This window comes from Epilithonimonas bovis DSM 19482, assembly GCF_900108115.1.
Lineage (GTDB): Bacteria > Bacteroidota > Bacteroidia > Flavobacteriales > Weeksellaceae > Epilithonimonas > Epilithonimonas bovis.
This window is the reverse complement of sequence record NZ_FTPU01000007.1, coordinates 63491-80993: the sequence shown is the minus strand read 5'-3', so window position 1 is coordinate 80993 and position 17503 is coordinate 63491. Positions and strand designations below refer to the sequence as shown.

26 protein-coding genes are annotated in these 17503 nt (G+C 37.7%); 25 read left to right on the top strand and 1 reads right to left on the bottom strand.

Annotated elements, in window-relative coordinates:
• Window positions 1-3: 3 nt before the first annotated feature.
• From rpsC to B0B05_RS04440, 24 genes are all read left to right on the top strand, one after another.
• Window positions 4-747: a 30S ribosomal protein S3 gene (gene rpsC / locus B0B05_RS04555; protein ID WP_076782298.1), complete on the top strand. Its 744-nt coding sequence runs from the start codon at window positions 4-6 to the stop codon at window positions 745-747.
• Window positions 748-843: 96 nt separating this feature from the next.
• The gene (gene rplP, locus B0B05_RS04550; RefSeq protein WP_076782297.1) at window positions 844-1269 is read left to right on the top strand and encodes a 50S ribosomal protein L16; all 426 of its coding nucleotides are present in this window, start codon (window positions 844-846) and stop codon (window positions 1267-1269) included.
• A gap of 11 nt (window positions 1270-1280) precedes the next feature.
• Window positions 1281-1466, top strand: coding sequence for a 50S ribosomal protein L29 (gene rpmC / locus B0B05_RS04545; protein ID WP_076782296.1), 186 nt, complete (start codon window positions 1281-1283; stop codon window positions 1464-1466).
• A gap of 12 nt (window positions 1467-1478) precedes the next feature.
• Window positions 1479-1733, top strand: coding sequence for a 30S ribosomal protein S17 (rpsQ, locus tag B0B05_RS04540; protein WP_076782295.1), 255 nt, complete (start codon window positions 1479-1481; stop codon window positions 1731-1733).
• Between the two features lie 2 nt (window positions 1734-1735).
• On the top strand, window positions 1736-2104 hold the full coding sequence (gene rplN, locus B0B05_RS04535) for a 50S ribosomal protein L14 (protein ID WP_027383311.1): 369 nt from the start codon (window positions 1736-1738) through the stop codon (window positions 2102-2104).
• A gap of 18 nt (window positions 2105-2122) precedes the next feature.
• Window positions 2123-2443, top strand: a complete 321-nt coding sequence (gene rplX / locus B0B05_RS04530) for a 50S ribosomal protein L24 (RefSeq protein ID WP_076782294.1) — start codon at window positions 2123-2125, stop codon at window positions 2441-2443.
• An 11-nt stretch (window positions 2444-2454) separates the two neighbouring features.
• Window positions 2455-3006, top strand: coding sequence for a 50S ribosomal protein L5 (gene rplE / locus B0B05_RS04525; RefSeq protein WP_076782331.1), 552 nt, complete (start codon window positions 2455-2457; stop codon window positions 3004-3006).
• 3 nt (window positions 3007-3009) lie between these two features.
• Window positions 3010-3279, top strand: coding sequence for a 30S ribosomal protein S14 (rpsN, locus tag B0B05_RS04520; RefSeq protein ID WP_076782293.1), 270 nt, complete (start codon window positions 3010-3012; stop codon window positions 3277-3279).
• Window positions 3280-3417: 138 nt separating this feature from the next.
• The gene (rpsH, locus tag B0B05_RS04515) at window positions 3418-3816 is read left to right on the top strand and encodes a 30S ribosomal protein S8 (RefSeq protein ID WP_027383307.1); all 399 of its coding nucleotides are present in this window, start codon (window positions 3418-3420) and stop codon (window positions 3814-3816) included.
• Window positions 3817-3834: 18 nt separating this feature from the next.
• Window positions 3835-4380: a 50S ribosomal protein L6 gene (gene rplF / locus B0B05_RS04510; RefSeq protein ID WP_076782292.1), complete on the top strand. Its 546-nt coding sequence runs from the start codon at window positions 3835-3837 to the stop codon at window positions 4378-4380.
• An 11-nt stretch (window positions 4381-4391) separates the two neighbouring features.
• Window positions 4392-4745: a 50S ribosomal protein L18 gene (rplR, locus tag B0B05_RS04505; protein WP_076782291.1), complete on the top strand. Its 354-nt coding sequence runs from the start codon at window positions 4392-4394 to the stop codon at window positions 4743-4745.
• Window positions 4746-4763: 18 nt separating this feature from the next.
• On the top strand, window positions 4764-5282 hold the full coding sequence (rpsE, locus tag B0B05_RS04500) for a 30S ribosomal protein S5 (RefSeq protein WP_076782290.1): 519 nt from the start codon (window positions 4764-4766) through the stop codon (window positions 5280-5282).
• Window positions 5283-5292: 10 nt separating this feature from the next.
• Entirely contained in the window at window positions 5293-5469 is a 177-nt protein-coding gene (rpmD, locus tag B0B05_RS04495) for a 50S ribosomal protein L30 (RefSeq protein WP_076782289.1), read from the top strand.
• Window positions 5470-5549: 80 nt separating this feature from the next.
• Window positions 5550-5999, top strand: coding sequence for a 50S ribosomal protein L15 (gene rplO, locus B0B05_RS04490; protein WP_074236361.1), 450 nt, complete (start codon window positions 5550-5552; stop codon window positions 5997-5999).
• Window positions 6000-6009: 10 nt separating this feature from the next.
• Window positions 6010-7389 carry a preprotein translocase subunit SecY gene (gene secY, locus B0B05_RS04485; protein ID WP_076782288.1) on the top strand — a complete coding sequence of 460 codons (1380 nt, stop codon included), beginning with the start codon at window positions 6010-6012 and terminating at the stop codon, window positions 7387-7389.
• Between the two features lie 8 nt (window positions 7390-7397).
• A complete protein-coding gene (gene infA, locus B0B05_RS04480) occupies window positions 7398-7613 on the top strand; it encodes a translation initiation factor IF-1 (RefSeq protein WP_076782287.1) in 216 nt (71 codons plus the stop codon).
• 10 nt (window positions 7614-7623) lie between these two features.
• Window positions 7624-7740 carry a 50S ribosomal protein L36 gene (gene rpmJ, locus B0B05_RS04475; RefSeq protein WP_007839480.1) on the top strand — a complete coding sequence of 39 codons (117 nt, stop codon included), beginning with the start codon at window positions 7624-7626 and terminating at the stop codon, window positions 7738-7740.
• 14 nt (window positions 7741-7754) lie between these two features.
• Window positions 7755-8132 carry a 30S ribosomal protein S13 gene (rpsM, locus tag B0B05_RS04470; RefSeq protein ID WP_076782286.1) on the top strand — a complete coding sequence of 126 codons (378 nt, stop codon included), beginning with the start codon at window positions 7755-7757 and terminating at the stop codon, window positions 8130-8132.
• A gap of 15 nt (window positions 8133-8147) precedes the next feature.
• Window positions 8148-8537 carry a 30S ribosomal protein S11 gene (gene rpsK, locus B0B05_RS04465; RefSeq protein WP_076782285.1) on the top strand — a complete coding sequence of 130 codons (390 nt, stop codon included), beginning with the start codon at window positions 8148-8150 and terminating at the stop codon, window positions 8535-8537.
• Window positions 8538-8561: 24 nt separating this feature from the next.
• The gene (rpsD, locus tag B0B05_RS04460; protein ID WP_076782284.1) at window positions 8562-9170 is read left to right on the top strand and encodes a 30S ribosomal protein S4; all 609 of its coding nucleotides are present in this window, start codon (window positions 8562-8564) and stop codon (window positions 9168-9170) included.
• Between the two features lie 31 nt (window positions 9171-9201).
• Entirely contained in the window at window positions 9202-10197 is a 996-nt protein-coding gene (locus tag B0B05_RS04455; RefSeq protein WP_076782283.1) for a DNA-directed RNA polymerase subunit alpha, read from the top strand.
• Window positions 10198-10205: 8 nt separating this feature from the next.
• Window positions 10206-10724 (top strand): 50S ribosomal protein L17, encoded by a 519-nt coding sequence (rplQ, locus tag B0B05_RS04450; RefSeq protein ID WP_076782282.1) that lies wholly within the window; start codon window positions 10206-10208, stop codon window positions 10722-10724.
• A 113-nt stretch (window positions 10725-10837) separates the two neighbouring features.
• Complete coding sequence (locus B0B05_RS04445; protein WP_245799210.1) at window positions 10838-12205, top strand: DUF4403 family protein; 1368 nt, start codon at window positions 10838-10840, stop codon at window positions 12203-12205.
• Window positions 12206-12278: 73 nt separating this feature from the next.
• On the top strand, window positions 12279-14825 hold the full coding sequence (locus B0B05_RS04440; protein WP_076782281.1) for a M4 family metallopeptidase: 2547 nt from the start codon (window positions 12279-12281) through the stop codon (window positions 14823-14825).
• Between the two features lie 75 nt (window positions 14826-14900).
• Here B0B05_RS04440 and deoD read toward each other — a convergent pair whose 3' ends face one another.
• Window positions 14901-15608, bottom strand: coding sequence for a purine-nucleoside phosphorylase (deoD, locus tag B0B05_RS04435; protein WP_076782280.1), 708 nt, complete (start codon window positions 15606-15608; stop codon window positions 14901-14903).
• Window positions 15609-15756: 148 nt separating this feature from the next.
• Here deoD and B0B05_RS04430 point away from each other — a divergent pair, with 148 nt between their 5' ends.
• A complete protein-coding gene (locus B0B05_RS04430) occupies window positions 15757-17391 on the top strand; it encodes a DUF6377 domain-containing protein (RefSeq protein WP_076782279.1) in 1635 nt (544 codons plus the stop codon).
• Window positions 17392-17503 lie beyond the last annotated feature (112 nt).

The following is a 17503-nucleotide window of genomic DNA, read 5'->3' as shown; positions in this document are numbered from 1 at the left end:
GGTATGGGACAGAAGACAAATCCAATTGGTAACAGATTAGGTATCATCAGAGGATGGGATTCAAACTGGTTTGGTGGTAAAAACTACGGTGACAGAATCGCTGAAGACTACAAAATCAGAAGATACCTTGAAGCTAGATTATCTAAAGGTGGTATCTCAAAAATTTATATTGAGAGAACCCTTAAATTAGTAACTGTAACGATTACGACAGCAAGACCAGGTTTAATCATCGGTAAAGGTGGTCAGGAAGTTGATAAATTGAAAGAAGAGCTTAAAAAATTGACGGGTAAAGATATCCAGATCAATATCTTCGAAATCAAAAGACCAGAACTGGATGCTGTATTAGTAGCAGACAGTATTGCTAAGCAAATCGAAAACAGGATCTCTTACAGAAGAGCTGTTAAGATGGCAATGGCAAGCACCATGAGAATGGGCGCAGAAGGTATCAAAGTGATGATCTCCGGAAGATTGAACGGTGCAGAGATGGCGAGATCAGAATCTTTCAAAGAAGGAAGAATCCCATTGTCAACTTTCCGTGCAGATATCGATTATCATATCGGTGAAGCATTAACCCAATACGGTAAGTTAGGTGTTAAAGTTTGGATTATGAAAGGCGAAGTTTACGGTAAAAGAGAACTTACACCACTTGTAGTACAACAGAAAAAAGCACCAGCTGGCGGTAGAGAAAGAAACGACAGAGGTGGTGACAGACGACCTAGAAGAAATAATAATAACAATAATAATTAAAAATTTTAGATAGAAATTTTGAATTTTAAATTACCGTTACTTTTTTAAAATAGAAAAATCTAAAATCTAAAATCTAAAATCTAAAATTTAGAAATTATGTTACAACCAAAAAGAACCAAATTCCGTAAGGTTCATAAAATGAAGATGAAAGGCGATGCTCAGAGAGGATCCCAATTAGCTTACGGTACATTTGGAATCAAAGCTCTTGAAGGAGCTTGGGTTACAGCAAGACAAATCGAAGCAGCGCGTATTGCTGCTACGAGATATATGAAAAGAGAAGGTCAGCTATGGATCAAGATATTCCCGGATAAGCCAATTACCAAAAAACCAGCCGAAGTAAGGATGGGTAAAGGTAAAGGTGCTGTAGAATATTGGGTAGCCGTAGTAAAACCAGGCAGAGTAATGTTCGAGATCGGAGGTGTACCTTACGAAGTAGCGAAAGAAGCTCTTAGACTGGCAGCGCAAAAACTGCCTGTAGTTACCAAATTTATAGTTGCTAACGATTTTGTTAAACCTCTTTAATCTCTATTAAAATGAAAAAAGCTGACATCAAGAATTTAAGCGTAGAGGATATCAAAGTTCAATTGGAAGGTGCAAAAGCCAATTATGCCAAGCTAAAACTAGCTCATAAAATCAGCCCAGTTGAAAATCCTATTCAGATCAGAGATTTGAGAAAAACAATCGCTAGACTTAACACAGAATTAACTAACAAACAATAATTCCTTTTTACAATGGAAAGAAATTTAAGAAAAGAACGAATTGGAGTAGTTTCCAGCAATAAAATGGAAAAAACTATTGTTGTTAGTGAGACTACAAGAGTAAAGCATCCAATGTACGGTAAGTTCGTTTTGAAAACGAAAAAATATACTGCACACGATGAGAACAATGAGTGCAACGAAGGAGATACAGTTTTGATTACAGAAACTAGACCTTTGAGCAAGAACAAGAGATGGAGATTAGTAAGAATCATTGAAAAAGCTAAGTAATAATGTTACAAACAGAATCAAGATTAAAAGTTGCTGATAATACTGGTGCTAAAGAAGTATTGGTTATCAGAGTTCTGGGAGGAACCAGAAGAAGATATGCTTCAGTTGGTGATAAAATCGTTGTTACTATCAAAGATTCTACACCATCAGGAAACGCAAAAAAAGGACAGGTATCAAAAGCGGTAGTTGTAAGAACTAAAAAAGCAGTTAGAAGAAAAGATGGATCTTACATCAAGTTCGAAGATAACGCTTGTGTATTGCTAAACGCTGCCGGAGAAATGAGAGGAACCCGTGTTTTCGGACCGGTTGCCCGTGAGTTGAGAGACAAAGAATATATGAAAGTGATTTCATTAGCTCCTGAAGTACTTTAATTTTAAAATTTTAAGAAAATGACAAAAGTTAAAATAAAAAGAGGAGACAACGTAATCGTTACTACCGGAAAAAATAAAGGAAGTAAAGGTGAAGTTCTTGAGGTAATCAGAAAAGAAGGTAAAGATCCTAGAGTAATTGTTGCAGGTATTAATATTGTTAAGAAACATACTAAACCATCTGCTCAAAATCCTCAAGGTGGAATCGTTGAGAAAGAGGCTTCACTACATATTTCAAACGTATCATTGGTTGATAAAAGCGGAAAAGCTACAAAAGCTGGATACAAAGTAGAAGGTGATAAAAAAGTAAGAGTTGCAAAAACAACCGGTGAAACTTTATAATTAAAATGAAAATGGAATATATAGTAAGACCAAAACAAGCATATAAAGAAAAAATTGTTCCTGCAATGATGGAAGAATTTGGGTACAAAAGCGTAATGCAAGTGCCTAAATTAGAAAAAATCGTTGTATCACAAGGTTTGGGTGCTGCTACAGCCGACAAGAAGATTGTAGACTATGCAGTAGAAGAACTTACAGCAATTACCGGTCAAAAAGCTGTTGGTACTTTGTCTAAAAAAGATGAGGCTGCCTTCAAATTGAGAAAGGGAATGCCAGTAGGAGCAAGAGTAACTCTAAGAGCTGATAAAATGTATGAGTTCCTTGACAGATTAACTTCTTCTGCACTTCCAAGAATTAGAGATTTTTCTGGAATCAAAGCTGATGGTTTTGACGGTAGAGGTAACTATAACTTGGGTATTACCGAGCAGATTATCTTCCCAGAAATCGTTATCGACAAAGTGAAAAAAATCCAGGGGATGGACATCACTTTTGTAACTTCTGCTAAAACTGATAAAGAAGCAAAATCTTTATTAACTCACTTCGGTTTACCTTTCAAAAAGAACTAAGAAATGGCTAAAGAATCAATGAAAGCGCGCGAGCGCAAAAGAGAAGCTACAGTTGCTAAATATGCTGCGAAAAGAAAGGCTCTTAAAGAAGCCGGAGATTACGAAGCATTGCAAAAACTTCCAAAAAACGCCTCTCCTGTAAGATTGCACAACAGATGTAAACTGACAGGAAGACCAAGAGGATATATGAGAACATTTGGTATCTCCAGAGTAACTTTCCGTGAAATGGCAAACAATGGACTTATCCCGGGCGTTAAAAAAGCAAGTTGGTAATTATTATTAACTAATCGAGGCAATTAAGTTGTTGAGATACTAAAGATAAAATAGATGTCAGGTCCAGGATCTGATATCTATTATCTTCAAGTCTTTTCAATACTGGTTGTCATTAACCAATAATTTTAAAATAAAGAAATGGTAACAGATCCAATTTCAGATTTCCTAACAAGAGTAAGGAACGCACAAAGCGCAGGCCACAAAGTGGTGGAAATTCCTGCATCGAAAATCAAAAAAGAGATCACAAAGATTCTTTTTGACCAAGGTTATATCTTGAACTACAAGTTCGAGGATAATGCCGTTCAAGGAGCTATCAAGATCGCTTTGAAGTATGATAAGCAAACCAACAAACCTGCTATCAAGTCTATCCAGAGAGCGTCAAGACCAGGTCTTCGTCAGTACAAAGGTTCTGAAGAACTTCCAAGAGTACTTAACGGCCTTGGTGTAGCGATCATCTCTACTTCTAAAGGAGTAATGACTGATAAAAAAGCCAGACAAGAGAAAGTAGGAGGTGAAGTAATTTGCTACGTATATTAATTTTTTAAAACAAGGAAAATGTCAAGAATTGGTAAAGCAATTATAGAAGTTCCTGCTGGTGTTACAGTTACCGAGAACAACGGTGTTGTAACGGTAAAAGGTCCTAAGGGTGAATTAACTCAGGAGCTTACTTCAGGAATCAGCTTAGCGCAGGAAGATGGTGTACTTACGTTTACACGTCCTTCTGATTCAAAAGAACATAAGGCGCTGCACGGTTTGTACAGAGCGCTTATCAACAATATGATTGTTGGTACATCTACAGGTTTTACAAAGCAATTGGAGCTTGTAGGGGTAGGATACAGAGCATCTCACAGTGGCCAAAGATTAGAATTGGCACTTGGATTTTCTCACGGTATCGTAGTAGAACTTCCAAAAGAAGTAACTATTGATACTTTGACTGAAAAGGGTAAAAACCCAATCATTACATTATCTTCTTACGATAAACAACTTCTTGGAATGGTGGCTGCAAAGATCAGATCTTTCAGAAAACCTGAACCTTACAAAGGAAAAGGTGTGAGATTCGTGGGTGAAAACATCAGAAGAAAAGCCGGTAAATCTGCATAAAATTTAAGAAAATGGCATTAACAAAAGTTGAAAAACGAATCAGAATCAAAAGAAGAGTAAGAGGTAAGATTTCAGGATCTGCAGAATTACCAAGATTATCTGTATTCAAAAGTAATAAAGAGATCTACGCTCAATTGGTAGATGATAAAGACGGAAAAACATTAGTATCAGCTTCTTCCAGAGAGAAAGGCGTAGATGCTAATGGGACAAAAATTGAAGTATCTGCAGCGGTTGGTAAAGCTATCGCAGCCAAAGCTAAAGCAGCAGGTATCGAGAATGTTGTGTTTGATAGAAATGGTTTTGTATACCACGGTAGAGTAAAAGCTCTTGCTGACGGTGCTAGAGAAGCAGGTCTTAAATTCTAATTTTAAAATTCAGAACATATGTTAGATAGTAATATAGAAAGAGTTAAACCTGGAGGATTAGAATTAAAAGATCGTCTGGTTGCTGTTAACAGAGTAACTAAAGTAACTAAAGGTGGTAGAGCATTCGGTTTTTCTGCAATTGTTGTTGTAGGAAACGAAGATGGTATCATCGGATACGGACTTGGTAAATCTAAGGAAGTTGCTTCTGCTATTGCTAAAGCAGTAGAAGATGCAAAGAAAAACTTGGTAAAAGTTCCTGTAATCAACCATACAATTCCTCACCAGACTTCTGCAAGATATGGTGGTGCTGATATCTTCTTGAGACCAGCATCCCACGGTACAGGGCTTATCGCCGGTGGTGCGGTACGTGCAGTGCTAGAATCTGCAGGTGTGCATGATGTATTGTCAAAATCAAAAGGTTCTTCTAACCCGCATAACGTGGTGAAAGCGACTTTCAACGCATTATTGGATATCAGAAGACCAGAAGAGATTGCAAGAATGAGAGGAGTTTCTCTAAGTAAAGTGTTTAACGGTTAATATTATAATAATGGCAACAATTAAAGTAAAACAAGTAAGAAGCGCTATTAATAGATCAAAAACCCAAAAAAGAACGCTTGAAGCTTTAGGATTTAAAAAACTTCACCAAGTTGTAGAACATGAGGCAACGCCTTCCATCTTAGGAATGATTGCTTCTGTAAGCCACTTATTAGAAGTTCAGAAATAAGACAATAGACATAGAGACAGGAGACTCTGGTTCAGCAGTCTCTTATCTCTTATCTTTTAATCTATAATCTCAATACAATAATGAATTTAAATAATTTAAAACCATCAGCTGGCTCTACTTTCAGTACAAAAAGAATTGGTAGAGGTCAGGGAAGTGGATACGGTGGTACTTCAACTAAAGGTCACAAAGGTCAAAAAGCCAGAGCTGGTTATTCTCAGAAAATCGGTTTCGAAGGTGGACAGATGCCTTTGCAAAGAAGACTTCCGAAATTTGGTTTCAAAAATATTAATAGAAAAGAGTTTAGAGCAATCAATCTTGATACGATCCAGACTTTGATCGATACTAAGAACATTACTGGTGACATCACTAGAGACGTATTAGTAGAAAACGGTCTTGCTTCTAAAAACGAATTGGTAAAAATCCTTGGTAGAGGTGATTTGAAATCTGGTGTTTCTATCTCTGCTGATAAATTTACCAAGTCTGCTGAAGAGGCAATCAACAAAGCAGGAGGTAAAGCAATTACTCTTTAATTAATAACTAATGAAAGAATTTATACAAACACTCAAAAACATTTGGAGCCTGAAAGAGCTGAGAGATAAGATTATCCTTACACTTTCTCTGGTCCTTGTGTATAGATTCGCATCGTATGTTTCTCTTCCGGCTATTAACATGGCAGAAGTAGGGAACTTACTACAACATTACCAAAAACAAGGCGGGAACCAACAAGGTGCCGGCCTTTTGGGTTTATTATCATCATTCACCGGAGGCGCATTTAGCCGTGCGTCTATTATGGCATTAGGTATTATGCCCTATATCTCGGCATCCATCATTGTACAGCTGATGGGTATGGCAATCCCATACCTGCAGAAGTTACAGAAGGACGGGGAGAGTGGACGTAATACACTAAACCAAATTACCAGATGGTTAACCATCGGGGTTTGTCTTGTACAGGCTCCATCATATCTTACCTCGGTAACACAATTCTTTTTGCCTTACTCACAGTTCCAGTCAGCGTACTATATAGATCCCGCATCTATCATGTTTTGGCTGCCAAGTATTGTGATCCTTGTTGCAGGTTCTGTGTTTGCAATGTGGCTTGGTGAAAAGATTACTGATAAAGGTATAGGTAATGGTATCTCTATTCTTATTATGGTGGGTATCCTTGCGGATCTCCCAACAGCATTTTACCAGGAGGTTATTACACAGAATGGTAAAGGCGGGCTGGGCAGCATCATGATTTTGATCGAGATCGTATTCTGGTTATTGGTTATTCTGTTGGCGATTGTTCTTTCTGTAGCAGTAAGAAAAATCCCGATCCAGTATGTCAGCAGAGCGCAGGCACGAGGTGGCGTTAGCAGAAACCTGATGGAAGGAGCCAGACAATGGATCCCTCTTAAGGTCAACGCAGCTGGTGTTATGCCGATCATTTTTGCCCAGGCATTAATGTTTGTACCCGGACTATTAACCAAGGTAGACGAATCTAATACATTTTTGGCAGGTTTCAAGAATGTGTTTAGCTGGCAGTACAATGTGCTGTTTGCGTTATTAATTATAATATTCTCATTTTTCTATACGGCAATTACCATTCCTGTAAATCAGATGGCTGATGATCTTAAGCGTAATGGTGGATTGATTCCTAAAGTAAGACCCGGGAAAGAAACGGCAGATTATCTGGATGATATTTTATCCAAAATAACCTTGCCAGGTGCAATTTTTTTATCTATCTTTGCAGTCCTTCCGGCCATAGTGCACGGAGCGTTTGTTCAGACAGATAGATTTGCCCTGTTTTTTGGGGGAACATCCCTGTTAATTATGGTTGGCGTTATCCTGGATACCGTTCAGCAAATTAACACCTATCTGCTGAACCATCATTATGATGGGTTGATGCAATCTAAATTATCAAGATCATCAAACCTTTAATAGAATAAATGGCAAAACAGAAACATATAGAACAAGACGGCGTTATAACGGAAGCACTTTCCAACGCGCAGTTTCGTGTAGAGTTGGAAAATGGGCACATGTTAATTGCCCATATTTCTGGTAAAATGAGAATGCATTATATAAAACTCTTACCTGGAGACAAGGTAAGACTCGAACTCTCTCCTTATGACTTGACTAAAGGGAGAATAACTTTTAGATATTAAAAATAACAAAATGAAGGTTAGAGCATCTATCAAAAAAAGAAGTGCTGATTGCAAAATTGTACGCAGAAAAGGTGTGCTTTTCGTAATTAACAAGAAGAACCCTAAATTTAAACAAAGACAAGGTTAAGAACCGATTAAATTATGGCGAGAATTTCAGGTATTGATTTACCAAAGAACAAAAGAGGCGTTATTGGACTTACTTATATCTACGGTATCGGTAAGAGCACAGCTTCAGAAATTTTGAAAAACGCTGGAATCAGCGAAGACAAGAAAGTCAACGAATGGAATGACGATGAATTGGCTGCAATCAGAAACTACATCACCGAAAATGTAAAAGTAGAAGGTGAGTTGAGATCTGAAGTGCAATTGAACATCAAGCGATTGATGGACATAGGATGCCAACGAGGAATACGTCACAGACTGGGATTACCTTTAAGAGGCCAAAGAACGAAAAACAATTCTAGAACCCGTAAAGGAAAGAGAAAAACTGTTGCTAACAAGAAAAAGGCAAGTAAATAATCTGTAGAATTAATTATGGCAAAACAAACTAAAGTTGTTAAAAAAAGAAAAGTAAAAGTTGAGGCTATTGGCGAGGCACATATTCAGGCTTCTTTCAATAACATCATCATTTCTTTAACAAATAAAAACGGAGAGGTAATCTCTTGGGCATCTGCCGGTAAAATGGGTTTCAGAGGATCTAAGAAGAATACGCCATTCGCAGCACAAATGGCAGCTGAGAACTGTTCTCAGGTAGCTTTTGAAGCTGGTCTTAGAAGAGTTAAGGTATATGTGAAAGGTCCTGGTGCAGGTAGAGAATCTGCGATCAGAACACTTCACAACTCAGGTATCGAAGTAAGTGAAATCGTTGACGTGACACCTATGCCACATAACGGATGTAGACCACCTAAAAGAAGAAGAGTATAATCTTTTAATCTCAAATCTAAAACAATGGCAAGATATATTGGACCTAAAACAAAAATTGCTAGAAAATTTGGTCAGGCAATTTACGGAGACGATAAAAACTTCGAAAAAAGAAAAAATCAACCACCAGGACAACACGGTCCTAACAAAAGAAGAGGTGCAAAAAAATCAGAATACGCTACTCAGCTGGCTGAAAAGCAAAAAGCGAAGTACACTTATGGTATCCTGGAAAGACAATTTGCTAACCTTTTTGATAAAGCACACAGAAGCAAAGGCGTAACAGGTGAAGTTCTTCTTCAACTTTGCGAATCAAGATTGGATAACGTTGTATACAGATTAGGTTTTGCTAAAACCAGAGCTGCTGCAAGACAATTGGTTTCTCACAGACACATCACTGTGAACGGAGAACTGGTTAACATCCCTTCTTATTTGTTAAAAGCTGGTGACGAGATCGCTGTAAGAGAGAAATCAAAATCTCTGGAAGTAATCTCTGATGCTTTAGCTTCTAAAGCAAATTATGAGTGGTTACAATTCAATGACGAGAAAAAAACTGGTACTTTCACAAGTGCACCTGAGAGAATTCAGATCCCTGAAGACATCAGAGAACAGTTGATCGTCGAATTATACTCTAAATAATAATTTTTTCAAATTTTTGCTCAACCAGACTATGGCAATTTTAACATTTATAAAACCCGATAAAGTAATCCTGTTAAACTCCACAGATTTTAAAGGACAATTCGAATTCAGACCTTTAGAACCAGGTTTCGGGCTTACAATCGGTAATGCATTGAGAAGAGTTTTACTATCTTCTCTGGAAGGATATGCTATTTCATCTATCAAAATAGAAGGCGTAGAGCACGAATTTTCAACTATACCGGGAGTGATCGAAGATGTTACTGAGATCATTCTTAATCTTAAACAATTACGTCTAAAAGCTAAAACAGAAAACCCAGGTAACGAGCAGGTAACTGCTAAAGTTTCTGGTAAAGATATTGTTACAGCCGGCGATCTTGGTACTGCAATGGCAAACTTTGAGGTTCTTAATCCAGAATTGTTAATTGCTACCTTAGCTAAGGATGTTACTTTTGAAATTACTTTCAATATCGAGAAAGGCAGAGGATATGTTCCGTCTGATCAGAACAAATCAAACAATGCTCCTGTTGGGACTATTGCGATTGACTCGATCTTTACACCGATTAAGAAAGTACAGTACAGTATAGAAAATTATCGTGTAGAGCAAAAAACAGACTACGAAAAATTGGTTTTGGATATAGAAACTGACGGATCTATTACACCTCAGAACGCTTTAACAGAAGCTTCTAAGATATTGATCTATCACTTTATGTTGTTCTCTGACGAAAGAATCACTCTTGAGACAGAAGCTGTAAAGGCATCCATCCAATATGACGAAGAAACACTTCACACAAGACAATTACTTAAGTCAAAACTAGCAGATATGGATCTTTCTGTAAGAGCCCTTAACTGTCTGAAAGCGGCTGAAGTAGAAACGCTTGGAGAGCTGGTTTCTTTCAGTAAGTCTGATTTGATGAAATTCAGAAATTTTGGTAAAAAATCTTTAACAGAACTTGAAGAATTGGTTCATTCAAAAGGACTAAATTTCGGGTTTGATGTTGCAAAATATAAGTTAGACGCTGATAAATAATCCTTACAATGAGACACGGAAAAAAAATAAATCACTTAGGCAGAACAGCTCCTCACAGAAAAGCATTGCTTTCTAACATGGCTTGTTCACTAATTGAACATAAAAGAATCAACACTACTGTTGCTAAAGCGAAAGCTTTAAGAGTTTACGTGGAACCAATCCTGACTAAAGCGAAAGAAGATACAACGCACAATAGAAGAATCGTTTTCTCTTACCTACAAAGTAAAGAAGCGGTTACTGAATTGTTCAGAACTGTAGCTCCTAAAATTGCTGAAAGAAACGGCGGTTACACAAGAATCATCAAAACTGGTTTCAGAGCTGGTGATGCTGCTGATACTGCATTAATTGAGTTGGTAGATTTCAATGATATCTATAATCCAAACGAAGCAGAGAAGAAAACAACAAGAAGAAGCAGAAGATCTACTGCGGCTCCTAAAAAAGAAGCTGCTGTTGTAGAAGCTCCTGAGGCTAAAGTGGAAGAAACTCCTGCTGCAGATACTGCTACAGAAGAAAAAGCTGGAGAATAATAGTATTCTAAGTTTTTTTTAAATTATAAAAACCATCTCTATTGAGATGGTTTTTGTTTTTTTAGGATTAATAAAACCTATAATTTTGCGTTGGATTATTATTACATTTTTTTATGAAATTTAAGTTGAGAGTCAGCCTGTTATTTTTATTTATAAGTATTGTATTTTTTGCTCAGGTAGATAACCCTGTTTTTACATTGCCCAAAATTAAATCTAATATTACACTTCCGATCTCGCTTCCCATTTCGGAAATTAATAATCTCATCAATCAGAACGTAAAAGGCATTCTTTACGAAGACCAATCCTACACAGATAATGACAATGACCAGTTCAAAGTCAAGGTAGAAAAACAAGATAAGATCACTATAAAAGCTTTGACGAACAATCGTTTGATGATCTCTGTACCTTTGAAAATCTGGGCAGAGAAAGGCTACGGAACCCTGGGCTATTATGTGTATCAGGATACGCAGTTTAACCTGATTATGAATTTTATTACCAGTATTTCTGCAACGCCGGATTGGAAACTTAATACTCAAACTACAGCTGCAGGCTTTGTTTGGACTCAAAAACCGGTATTGGATTATGGTAAAATCAAAATTCCTATTGCGCCCTTTATCGAATCTGTTCTCAGAAAACAACAGTCTGATTTTACTTCTGTCATAGATAATCAAATCAAATCAAAATTTAACCTGCAACCTTACCTTGTGACAGTCTGGAATCAGTTTGCTCAGCCAATTAATATTTCAGAAGAGTATAATACATGGCTCAAAGTCAGTCCTCAGGGTACCTATATGGCACCACTTCAGGTTTTTGCGGATAAAATCAAAACGACGGTAGGTATCGATTTGTATTCTGAAACCTTTGTCGGGCAAATGCCTTTGGCGGGACAAAATATCAGTACGGTTCCTAATTTTCAGCTGATGAACAACCTGCCGAGTGTTTTTAACCTGCAAACGACCGCCAATATTAGTTTTGATGAAGCTACAAGATTGGCAAAAAATCAGTTTCAGGGTAAAGAATTTGATCTGAATAATGATAAGGTAAAAATCACGGATATTTTGGTTTACCCGGAGAAAGATGATGTTGTAATAGAAGCAACCACGGAAGGTAAGGTAAAAGGGAAAGCTTTTATAAAAGGCAAAATGGCATACGACAGTGTTAACCATAGGATTGTATTGAGCAAAACCGATTTTAATCTCAAAACAAAAAACTTTTTCCAAAAAGCATTGACTGTCTTATTCGAAGGCAAGATTCGGAAAATGATTGAAAAGGATTATGGCATTCCACTTTTGGACATAGAAAATTCGTCCAAAAAGAGCCTGAATGAAAATTTTAATAAAGAATATGTGAAAGGAGTCCGCCTAAAGGGAAATGTTATAGACCTTAGGCCTACTCAGTTCTTGTTGTCAGAAAAATATATTACTGTCGTGATAGATACCAAAGCACAGTTACAAATGAATATCTCTGGCTTGAGTTTTTAATAATAATCTTTCAGTTTTATTGGTTATTTTGCTTTAAATATTAGCAATATTTGTGAGTAATTTAATTAAAAAAATGAAGAAAACTCTATCTGTTGCCTTGGCCCTAGCTTATATATGCGGTTTCTCGCAGGAGTCTAAGGAATTGGCAAAGCTTAAAAAAGAAACCAGCGCCCAGGTTACAATCAGTAACAGTACATCAAACCCTAACTTTATATTTTTTGCAAACCCTGTCCGTCTGAAGTCTTCTACTGCTAAGGGTAAATCTACAGAATTTTTAACGGATTATTATAAAGCATTCAGCCTTAATACGGCTTATGATCTTGTTTTTACAGAGGAGAAAACTGATAATTATGGCCTGAAAAATGTGATCTACAGGCAACAATACCAAGGTGTCCCGGTTTATGACGGTGTTTTGAAATTTCACTTTAATAAACAAGAAGAGTTGACTTCTGTGAATGGCAATACGATTTCAAAAATCAAAGTCAATACAACGCCGGATATTTCTGCTTCAGAAGCCGGAAACATTGCCATAGGTCTTGTGAATAAGCAAAACCTGAATGTTTCTAATACACCATTAGAAGTTGCAAAGTCACATCTGTGGATATTTCCAAAAAATCTTGCGCAGGGAGGTGTCGCAACGCCTTATCTGGCTTATGAGGTAGAAGTGACCAATAAAAATGATGTAAGAGAATATCTTTTTATCAATGCCCATACTGGGGAATTGGTAGATCAGTTTACAGGTATTCATCCAATAGACAGGAAGTTATATGAAAAAAGTGTTACAAGCAGTAATCTGAAGTGGAAAGAAGGTGATGCTTTGCCCGGGACATTAGATCAGTGGCAGCAGAACGAAGTTGTGACTGCCGAACAGGTTTATAATTTCTTTAAAAATGCTTTTGGTTATGTCTCGTATGATAATGCAGATCACACGATGACAACCATCAACAACAATCCCAACATCAATTGCCCCAATGCCAACTGGAATGGTGTAACGGCCAACTACTGCACCGGCGTAGCGGCAGATGATGTGATTGCTCATGAATGGGGCCATGCTTATACAGAATACACAAGTGGGTTAATTTACCAATACCAGCCGGGCGCGCTTAATGAGTCTTACTCTGATGTTTGGGGAGAGACAGTTGACCTTCTTAACAATTATCAGGACGAAGGGGAGAATCTTAATGTAAGGACAACAACAGCCTGCTCAGGTTCATTAAGATGGAAGATGGGAGAAGATGCTACAGCTTTTGGCGGAGCCATACGTGATATGTGGTACCCTAACTGTAATGGCGATCCGGGGAAAGTGTTGGATGCAGCCACTTATTATTGTGGCACTTTAGACAGTGGTGGTGTACATACCAATTCCGGGGTGACCAATCACCTGTATGCATTGCTCGTAGATGGCGGTACATATAACGGGTATACCATAACAGGTATTGGTTTTGTAAAAGCGGCACACCTGTGGTGGAAGGCACAAACAACATATTTAACAGCAACCAGTGATTTTGCTAATTTTGCAGACGCATTAGAAGCATCGGCCAATGATTTAATTGGGATTAATTTACAGGGTCTGTCAACTACAGCTACACCAGCTGGGCTCAGCGGACAGTCTTTTTCCCCTGAAGATCTCACAAATATACAAAATGGTATTCTTGCAACCCAATTGAGAACTTCGCCTGCAACACAATGTAATTATGTACCATTGCTCAAAGCGACGCCTGATCTTTGTGCAGGTGCTACCTCCAATCCTCTTTTCAAAGAAGATTGGGAGAATGGCCTTGGGAACTGGACGGTCTCTAACATCCCAACCAAAGCGTCAACATGGGAGGCCAGGGACTGGTCGGTAAAAACTAACTTGCCAAAATCACGCACCGGAAAAGCCATTTTTGCAGTTGATCCAATTAACGGAGATTGTATAACCGATCTCCAGAATGGTATCCTGCGACTTGAGAGCCCGCTGATTACTTTTCCGGCCTTTACCTCCGGAAAATATGAGATGGCCTTCAATCATTATGTAGCAACAGAATTAACATGGGACGGTGGCAATATCAAATACAGTTTGAATGGTGGCGCATGGACTTTGGTACCGGCAACAGCCTTCTCTCAGAATCCTTATAACAGTGCGTTGGACGGCACATCCAGCAGTGATAATCCGCTGAAGGGGCAAGCCGCTTTTACAGGAACTGACGGGGGATCGTTAGGTGGCAGCTGGGGACAAAGTGTCGTGGATTTGTCAAAATTAGGTGTAACTTCCGGATCTAATATCAAATTCCGTTTTGAGCTTGGTACCGATGGCTGTAATGGTATAGAGGGCTGGTATCTGGACGAGGTTTATGTTTATAATTGCAGCACTTTGGCAGTAGAAGACAGTCAGAAAAAGAACAGCATCACTATTTTCCCAAATCCTACTTCAGGATTTGTTACAATACAGAATAAAAGCAATGATAATCTGAAAAATGTGGAGGTCTATAATGCTGCAGGGCAATTGATCAAAAATTTTAACCTGAATAACGGATTCAACAAGGCTTCGCTTGATATGAGCCAGCTCGCTAACGGGACTTATATCCTGAAAGTGAAATCTGAGACAGAAAGCAATACGGTAAAAGTGATTAAGAAATAATTTCTCAATCCTAAACCTATAAAAAATGCTTCTGATTTTTTCAGAAGCATTTTTTTTATTTTGATAGAAGATTGGCTAGAATTTTAAAGCAGTTTCCAGGGACAGCTCCATCATGGTTCTGAGAGCCTGCTCGCGTTGGTCGGCAGAGATAAATTCTCTTGTTGGGATAATGTCCGAGACAGTTAATATAGTCGCTGCATTTTTGCCCAGATATTGTGCATTAGCGAACAATGCAAACGCCTCCATCTCCACCGCAGGGCAATTGTACTTTTGAGCAATGGCTGGGACAGCCGGGTCTTTTCTGTAAAAAATGTCGCTGGAGTGTATATTCACAGCTTTTGTGGCCAGGTTTAATTCTTTTGCTGTTTCATTAATTTTATCAAAAGCATTACCCTGATTGGCGATCGCTTCATCTTCTATTCCCCAAGCAAATTTGGCATAAGTACTTTCGCTGGCTGCTTTATCTACATTCAGGATATCAAAAAGCTGAAGATCTGTGGTGTAAGCTCCGCAAGTACCAATTCTTATAATGGTATCCACATCATACTCTGTGAACAGCTCATAAGAATAGATCCCGATACTTGGGAAGCCCATGCCGCTGGCGCCAACGGATATTTCTTTCCCTTTGAATTTCCCGGTGAAATAATAGATATTTCTGGTTTTGCTAACCATGGTGACATCGGTTAGGTAATTGTCGGCAATATATTGGGCTCTTAGCGGGTCGCCTGGCATCAAAACTGTTTTTGCAATTTCTCCTTTTTTAGCGCTGATATGGACACTCATAATTTATTTTTTGAAACCGTGAATATAAAATTTATAATCTGATTACAAAATGCTTTGTCTTAATTATTATGCTTATTCTGGTGATGTAAACGGCGCATTTTTTTAATCATCCGAAAAAATCATATCTTGGTCAAAATTATTCACAAGTATGCATAAGCCGTTTGGGTTTTACTTTTCCTTTTTGATTCTGATAGTTTGTTTTAATTGTAAAAAAAACAGTGCGGAAAACAATGAAAATGAAGCACTTCTAAAAAAACTTGATCAGAAAATCAATGCTAAGAAAAGGTACGAAAATATAAAAAAAAGAAAAATATTTATTCTTAAGAATGATTTGCACCAGCATTTGTCCAACGACAGTATGACGTATGAAATCAACAACCAGATTGTAGAGGAATATCTTGGATACCAGTGCGATTCTGCTTACATCTATTCTGATAAAAATAAGGCGCTTGCCATCAAAAATCATAATAACTACTGGCTCTACCAGACATTGTTGCAAAGGTCTGTACTCCTTTCTACCACTGGCCTTTTTACAGAATCTAAGGAAATTCTCGATAATATAGATCCTAAGAGTTTACCTCCCAAACTCCGATTTGCCTACAATTCGGCGTACGAATGTCTGTACTCTAACCTTGTAGATTATAGCGGGGATAACAATATGTACGGCAGAAACTACAAGCACAAACTGGCGGACTATTATAATTCTGCATATAAATCATTAGCCCCGACAGATCCGTTCTATTACCTCTTTCTCAGCCATAAAAACAGAATTAGTAATGAATGGGAACAAGCCAATTTTAATATTGATAAATTTCTGAAAACCACTAAGAAAGGTACCAGGCTGCATGCTATCGGCAGCTTTTGTAAAGCGGTGATAGAGGCCAAGTTGGGCAATGTAGATTCTCAGGAGCAGTGTTTGATCTACTCCGCCATTTCGGACATCGAATCTTCTACCAAAGAAAACCGATCTATGCAGGATTTAGCTGGTATTCTTTATAAAAAAGGCGATAATGAGCGCGCTTACCTATATATTCAGTCCGCACTGGAAGACGCTAACTTTTATAATGCCAGGTTCAGAAGTATACAGATCAGCAAAGTTCAGCCAATTATAGAGGAAACTTATCTTCTTACCATTAATAATCAGAATCGGAAACTCAGGTTGTCCGTCATTATTATTAGCCTGTTAATGGTAGGATTGGGAATTACAGTTTACTTTATTTATAAACAGCTGAAAATGATCGCAAGGTCCCGTAATGAGCTGAAGAAAGTTAATCACGATCTCAAACTGGTTAATGTGAAGCTGGATGAGGCCAATACTGTGAAAGAAGAATACGTTGCATTTTTTATCAACCAGTGTTCCATCTATCTGGAAAAATTTGAGCGTTACAAAAAATTGATCTCACGACGATTGTCTCTCGGGCAGGTAGATAAGCTGACAGATATGGTTAATAATAAGAAAAGCGATGAGATGGATCTTAACGAATTATACCAAAATTTCGACAGCGCATTTTTAAGACTATATCCAAATTTTGTGGACGAAATTAATAAATTGATAAAGCCCGATGAACAGTATTTGATCAAAAACGGAACGCTTAATACAGAGTTAAGGATCTTTGCATTGATCAGATTAGGCATAACAGATTCTAATCAGATTTCTGATTTTTTAAGATATTCTGTCCGTACTATATATAACTACAGGAGCAGGGTGAAAGCAAAATCTGTGATTGAAAATGATGATTTTGAGAAGAAAATCATGCAAATCGGGACCATTTCTGATGCATAGCGTTTACTTTAAGACAGATCTTTACAAATACTAAAAATTTGTAAATCAATTAATTAAGTTTTTATTCCTTGTGAAATCGTTTACCTAAACCTTACAAAGGATCAATGCGGTA